A 5,179-nucleotide genomic window follows, 5' to 3' on the forward strand; every position below is an offset into this window, starting at 1 on the left:
CGGCGAATGCCGGCCGGCCGGCGTACGGGTCGCCGTCGCCCCAGAGCGTGGTGGGCGCGGCGGCGCGGACGGCCGGAATGACTTCCAGGGCGAAGCGCTCCAGAATTTCCAGCTGCTGGGCGAAGGGCAGCGTGGTGGGCAGCGAGATGGACTGCAGGTCGTGTCCGTAGAGCGCGTGGTAGCTGAGGATCTTGTCGATCACCTGCTCCGGGCTGCCCACCAGAGCCGGACCGTCGGCGACGGCGTGGTCGATGTCCCGGTAGGGGGAGTTGTTGCCGGGAACGTTCCGGCCGGTCGTGAGGGCCTCGTAGACCGGGCCGAACTGCCGCTTGGCCTCCTGCGTGGTGTCCGCGATGAACACCCCGCCCGCGCCCGATCCGGAGCCCAGGTACTGGTGCCGGGGATCGTGGCCGTGCCGTGCGTATTCCTCGCGGTAGTGGTCAATGAGCACCTTGTAGTTTTCCCGCGGCTGGATCGCGTTGGCCGTGAACAGCGGATCGCCCCACTGCGCGGCGAGGGCCGCCGAGGCCAGGCTGGTGGCGGAGCCGTACCAGACCCGCGGCGCCCCGGCGAACGGCCGCGGCGTCGTGGTGGTGGGCTCCGTCAGCGCGGCCCGGAACCTCCCGGACCACGTGACGTTTTCCTCGGTCCAAAGCCGGCGGAGCAGGGCATATTTCTCTGCGAGGAGCTCCCACTGGTCCGCCAGGTCCAGGCCGAACAACGGGTACTGCAGCACCTCATTGCCTTTGCCGATCACCAGTTCCAGCCGCCCGCGGCTGAGCTGGTCGATCGTGGCGTAGTCTTCCGCGACCCGCACCGGGTCCAGCACGGACAGCACCGTCACACCGCTCTGCAGCCGGATCTTGGTGGTCACCGCGGCGATGGCGGCGAGCACGGTGGTGGGGGAGGAGGAGATGAACTCACCCGCGTGGCGTTCCCCGACGGAGAAGCTGTCGTAGCCGAGCTCCTCCGCCCGGCGCGCGGTCTCCACCACCTGGTTGAGCCGGTCCGCGGTGGAGACGATCTCCCCGGTGACCGGGTTCTTCAGGTGCGGGATGATGTCGAGGACCTGGAACCTCACTGTGTTTTCCCTGTCTGGGTTTTCCCTGCAGGGCCGGCGCCGAAGTTGGCCTCAGTGACGGTCGTGGACTCGGGAAGGGCTTCCTCGGAGAGTCCCCAGCGGTCCAGGACCTTGGCGTAGGAGCCGTCCTTGATGGCGGAGTTCAGGGCGTCCGTGATGGCCGGGGCCAGGCCGTTGCCCTTGAGCGTGGTGGCCGCGACCAGGGTCTCGGACGGCCAGCCGGCGTTGACCTTGCCCACCACCTTGAGGTCGTCGCGGGTGTTTTCCCGGTACGTGACGGACGGGTAGGGCGCGAGGTTCAGGTCAGTGCGGCCGGAGGACAGGGCCAGGATGGTGTCGGCGTCGGAGGAGTAGTACTGCAGCACCGCGGGTGCCTTGCCCTTGGCCTCGAGCTCTTTGTTCCAGGCGATCAGGATCTTCTCCTGGTTGGTGCCCGAGCCCACCGAGATCTTCAGCCCGGAGATGTCGTCGGAGCCCTTGATGTTGTAGCCGGAGCTCTTCTTGGCCTCGAAGCCCATGTACGCGGCGCGGTAGCTGGAGAAGTCGAAGAGCTTCACCCGGGCGGCGTTGATGCCCACATTGGAGAACACGGCCTCGAAGTCACCGGACTGGGTCTTCAACGGCCAGTTCTCCCAGGAGGTCACCTGGACGTCCAGGTCCAGGCCCAGCTTGTCCGCGACCAGCTGGGCCAGGTCCACTTCCACGCCGATCGGGGTCTTGTCGTCCGTGGCGTGGAAGGACAGCGGAATCGCGCCCGCCGTCGTCGCGACGGTCAGCTTGCCGTCCTTGCCGATCAGCGCCGGGACCTTCGCGGCCAGGGCGGCGTCCTTCTCCGCCCGGATCCGCTGCTGGTCCGGCGAGGTGTTGTAGACGACGCCGTTGCGCGCCGCCGTCGTCGCCGGCTGCCCGCCGGAAGCCGCGGAGGCGCCGGGATCCGCGCAGCCACTCAGGGCCAGGGTGCCGGACAGGGTGCCGATGAGGACGACGGCGGGAAGCGCCGCACGCGTCCGCCGGGGACCAGTACTCGCGCGGGCGGTGCGGGGGGCGGAGCTGATTGCCATGGGGTTCCTTAGATGTTGAAAGCGGGTTCGATGACTTTGGAGAAGAAGCTCCGGGTGCGAACTTCGCGCGGGTTGGTGAAAATTTCCTGGGGGGTGCCTTGCTCGACGATCTGGCCCTGGTCCATGAACACCACCGTGTCGGCGACGTCGCGGGCGAAGCCCATCTCATGCGTGACGATGATCAGCGTGGTGCCGGACTTGGCCAGCCCGCGGATGACGTCCAGGACCTCGTTGACCAGTTCCGGGTCCAGGGCCGACGTGGGCTCGTCGAAGAGCAGGATCTTCGGGTCCAGGGCAAGCGCCCGGGCGATCGCGACGCGCTGCTGCTGGCCGCCGGACAGCTGGCGCGGGTAGGCGCCGGCACGGTCCTTCAGGCCCACGCGGTCCAGCAGTTCCAGCCCGCGGTCGCGGGCCTCGGCCTTGGAGAGCCGGGGTTTTCCGGCCCGCGGCGCGACGATCGGTGCCTCGGTGACGTTTTCCAGCGCGGTCAGGTGCGGGAAGAGGTTGAAGTTCTGGAACACCATGCCGATCTCGGTGCGCTGCTTCAGGATTTCCTTTTCGCGCAACTCGTGGAGCCTGCGCCCGCGGACCGCGTAGCCCACCAGCGTGCCGTCGATCGCGATGAACCCGGCGTCGACCTTTTCGAGGTGGTTGATGGTGCGCAGGAGGGTGGATTTGCCGGATCCGGACGGTCCGACGATCACGGCGACACCCCCGGGCTCGACCGTCAGCGTGATGCCCTTGAGGACTTCCGCGGCGCCGAAGGACTTGCGGACCTTCGTGATCTCGACGAGGCCGCGGGTTGTTACGGCGTCCGTGGCAGCGGCCGCGGACGGGGTCTGGGTGGTCGTACGGAGTGCGGTGCTCATCGGGTGCCCCTTTCCTGGTTCGATTCCCGGGCGGCGGGCGTATGGACGGCGAGGAATTTGCGGGCCTTCTGCAGCGGCGTCAGGGGCAGCGTACGGACCGCGCCCTTGGAGTAGTGCCGCTCGATGTAGTACTGGAAGACGCTCAGGACCGAGGTGATGACGACGTACCAGAGCGTGGCCACGAGCAGCAGCGGCAGGACCTGCTGGGTGCGGTTGTAAATGACCTGGACGGTGTAGAAAAGCTCGGAATAGGCCAGGACGTAAACGATCGAGGTGCCCTTGACCAGGCCGATCACCTCGTTGAAGGCGGTGGGCAGGATGGCCCGCATGGCCTGGGGCAGGACGATCCTGGTGGAACGCCGCCAGGCCGGAATGCCCAGGGCGGTTGCGGCCTCGAGCTGGCCCTGGTCCACGGACAGGATGCCGCCGCGGATGATCTCGGCGGAGTAGGCGGCCTGGTTCAGGGTCAGGCCGAGGACTGCCGCGGCGAACTGGCTGATCAGGGTGGTGGTCTGCGCCTCAAAGAAGCGCACGTCCGTGAAGGGGAGCCCCAAGGTGATTTTCTCGTAGAGGTAGCCCAGGTTGTACCAGAGCAGCATCTGCACCAGCAGCGGCGTGGAGCGGAAAATCCAGGAGAACGTCCAGGAGACGGAGACCAGCAGGGGCGACGCGGAGAGCCGCATCAGCGCCAGGATGAAACCCAGGATGAAGCCTAGCGCCCCGGAGATCGCCGTCAGCTTCAGGGTCTCCAGCAGGCCGTTCACGATCGACTGCGCGGTGAACCACTGCGCCACCATGCCCCACTCCCAGCGCGGGTTGGTGGCCAGCGACCAGGCAATGCCGGCCACGCCCACGGCGACGATGGCGGTGCCCACCCAGCGCCACGGGTGGCGGGCCGGGACCAGCCGGTAGTCGGCGTAGTCGGTGGCGGCCTTGCGGCCCACCGAACCGGAGCCGACCGTTCCGGCCGGTGCGGTCTCGCCGGCGGGTGCGGGCCCTGCGGCCCGGACCTCCGGGGTCTCAGGTGCGGATTCGATGCCGGCGGACGCCGGCTCCGGGGTGGACTGTGCCACCGGGGTTGCTGTTGAACTCATGCGCCACCTCGCTTCTTCCAGTTGCTGTGGGGGTAGTTGGCTGCCAATCTAGGGCCGTGCGAAATCGCGCGGCAAGGCGGCAGGTTGCATACGTTCACGCAGGTTCGCACGGCGTCACACGACGAATTCTTGCCTCGATTTACGCCGCGTTACGCGGGGTGAACGGCCGTGACCGGCGCCTCGACCGGCTCCATTTCGGGTGCCTAGCATGAGGGCTCCGCACCCGAGCCAGGAGACCGTCATGCCAGTGAATGCCCCGTCCGTGGTCCTCATCGGCGGCGGCCCGCGCGCGGCCGGGCTGTTGGAACGCCTCGCGGCCAACCGGCCGGAGCTGCTCGACGGCGCCCTGCAGATCCACGTCGTGGAGCCGCACACCCCGGGTGCCGGCAGGATCTGGCGTTACGAGCAGCATCCCGGGCTGATGCTCAACTCCGCGGCGGCGGACGTCACGATGTTCACGGATGCCTCCGTCCAATGCGAGGGACCCGCGGTCGACGGCCCCGGCCTGGCAAAGTGGGCCGCCGGGGTCCTGGACGGGTCCATCGCGGATGTTCCGGAGCTGCCGGCGGAACTCCGGCGCCAGCTGACCGACCTCACCGGTGCCACCTTCCCCACCCGGCAGCTGCAGAGTGTCTACCTGGAATGGTTCTTCCGTCGCTCCGTCGCCGCCCTCGGACCGGACACCACCGTCACCGTGCACCGGGACACGGCGTCCGCCGTCGAGCCGGTGCATCATGTAGCCGAACAGGGTCCGGAACGCTACCGCGTCCGACTGGCCGGCGGCGCGGTGCTGCACGCCGACGTCGTAATCGCCTCCCTGGGGCACGCGGATTCGCTGCCCGATGCGGAGTCTGCGGCGTGGGCCGGTTTTGCCGCCCGGCACGGCGCGTTCCACGCGGCGCCCAGCTACACCACCGACGTCGACTACTCACCCCTCGCCGCCGGCCAGGACGTGATTGTCTCCGGCATGGGCCTGGCCTTCGTGGACCTGCTGGTCCTGCTCATGGAGGGCCGCGGCGGCAGGTTCGAGGAGCTGCCAGGCGGCGGCCTGCGCTACGTGCCCTCCGGTGCCGA

General features: G+C 68.6%; 5 protein-coding genes. 1 reads left to right on the top strand and 4 read right to left on the bottom strand.

The window, feature by feature from the left end; all coding sequences use genetic code 11:
- The 4 genes from Y706_RS23950 to Y706_RS0106450 all read right to left on the bottom strand — a co-directional run.
- Positions 1-1,081, bottom strand: a 1,081-nt coding sequence (locus Y706_RS23950) for an LLM class flavin-dependent oxidoreductase (RefSeq protein WP_043435125.1), incomplete at its 3' end; no start/stop codon positions are given.
- Positions 1,078-2,142 (bottom strand): ABC transporter substrate-binding protein, encoded by a 1,065-nt coding sequence (locus tag Y706_RS0106440; protein WP_028275948.1) that lies wholly within the window; start codon positions 2,140-2,142, stop codon positions 1,078-1,080. The genes Y706_RS0106440 and Y706_RS23950, both read right to left, overlap by 4 nt.
- Positions 2,143-2,150: 8 nt before the next feature.
- On the bottom strand, positions 2,151-3,011 hold the full coding sequence (locus Y706_RS0106445; protein WP_028275949.1) for an amino acid ABC transporter ATP-binding protein: 861 nt from the start codon (positions 3,009-3,011) through the stop codon (positions 2,151-2,153).
- Positions 3,008-4,105, bottom strand: coding sequence for an amino acid ABC transporter permease (locus Y706_RS0106450; RefSeq protein ID WP_028275950.1), 1,098 nt, complete (start codon positions 4,103-4,105; stop codon positions 3,008-3,010). Before Y706_RS0106450 ends, Y706_RS0106445 begins: the two co-directional genes overlap by 4 nt.
- A gap of 241 nt (positions 4,106-4,346) precedes the next feature.
- Between Y706_RS0106450 and Y706_RS23955 the strand changes: the two genes are divergently transcribed.
- Positions 4,347-5,179 (top strand): FAD/NAD(P)-binding protein (locus Y706_RS23955; protein WP_043435128.1); only part of this gene is annotated, 833 nt, incomplete at its 3' end.

Origin of the sequence: Arthrobacter sp. I3, from assembly GCF_000520575.1 — a bacterium.
Lineage (GTDB): Bacteria > Actinomycetota > Actinomycetes > Actinomycetales > Micrococcaceae > Arthrobacter > Arthrobacter humicola_A.